The sequence below is a fragment of the Pararhizobium sp. PWRC1-1 genome (assembly GCF_049897905.1).
GTDB lineage: Bacteria > Pseudomonadota > Alphaproteobacteria > Rhizobiales > Rhizobiaceae > Pararhizobium.
Window position 1 is genome coordinate 1 of the sequence record NZ_JAFCXE010000066.1, and the last position, 1,249, is coordinate 1,249.

General features: G+C 60.0%; 2 protein-coding genes. Both read right to left on the minus strand.

Going from position 1 to position 1,249, the window contains the following annotated elements; translation table 11 throughout:
- On the minus strand, window positions 1-851 hold an 851-nt coding region (locus tag ACP7E0_RS34890), incomplete at its 3' end, for a TolC family protein (RefSeq protein ID WP_426131929.1).
- The gene (locus ACP7E0_RS34895; RefSeq protein ID WP_426131931.1) at window positions 848-1,075 is read right to left on the minus strand and encodes a hypothetical protein; all 228 of its coding nucleotides are present in this window, start codon (window positions 1,073-1,075) and stop codon (window positions 848-850) included. The genes ACP7E0_RS34895 and ACP7E0_RS34890, both read right to left, overlap by 4 nt.
- Window positions 1,076-1,249 lie beyond the last annotated feature (174 nt).

Consider the following 1,249-nt stretch of genomic DNA (forward strand, 5'->3'; position numbering starts at 1 on the left):
TCGGCTTCGATAAGGTCTCGCTTGACAAGGCCCTTGGGAAGCTGGGGCAGTCGATTAGGAATCTGGTAGTCGATGTCCGATCCCCAAAGTCCCATGAGCCGCGTGAGTTCTTCTTTCGCGAGACGGGCTTCAAGCCGTGCCTTGGCAGTCTGTCCGGTGAGTTCGGCGTAGAAGACGTGCTCGCGTGCCTGTCCGCCCTTGGTGAGGGAACCAGCTTCGCCGATTTTCTGTGCGAGTTCAGAAGCCGCATCTGCAGCCGCCTGCGCCTGGTTGAGCTGTGCGACCGCTTCCCATGAGGCGACGGCGGTGATCCATGCGCGACGGGTATCGGCGGCGAGCTGCAAGGTCCGCAGGGCCGCATTGAGCTGCGCTTTTCGGAACCCGCCGTCGGCGATCTCGACGTTCCGCTTCTGGGTGGCGAGCGCGAGGATGTTTGTGGCGATCACACCTTCGATTGCCTTATAGGCTTCGAGACCGGGAGTGCCGATCCCCGTCAGACCGATACCAACAGTCGGGTTTACGAGCATCATTGACTGCCAGGCATCCGCCGATGAGTCTCCGAGATCGGCGTAGGCCGCCTGCAGACCCTTGTTGTTGAGGAGAGCTATCTGCACCGCCGTCTCGACGTCGACGTTCTTTTTGGTGAGGAGCGTCTTTACCCGGCTGGAGACCATCTGCGCGTCTTGGCGGTTCTGCACCCAGACGGTGTCTTTTCCCGTCGCTTCTGCGGTTTTGTTGGATACGGACGAGAATCCGGAGTTTTTCTGGGAATACTCCGCCGCCGAGACGCATCCACCGAGAATGAGCGGGAGCGCGACAGTCGCCGCGAGCTTGAGTTTCGTTACGTTCATGACGCGCCTCCATCTGGAGCCTGCGCGTCGTTCTGGTTTCGCCACGGTTTCGGATCGACCGGGACGCGGTGCGTGTAGCCCGTAACGGGGCTATGATAATGGACGGGACGAACATCGACCGGGAGGTCGGCAAAGTCGCCCGTAGCAATGACTTCAGGAGGCAACGTGGCAGCACAACCGCTTGCGAAAAGCGGCAAGGCAACCACCAGAAATATAGGTTTCATGGTGTAATCCGAATAGGAGATGGCCTCGGCGCAGCGGGCAATAACACCCACCTACGCACGTTCAGACCCGCAAGGACGGGCGTGTCCTATTCAGATATTCGGGGGGCGATGCAGCGGCACGAGTTCGCCGACGACACGATTGTCGTCGATGAATTCGCGGATAGAAGCCGTCAC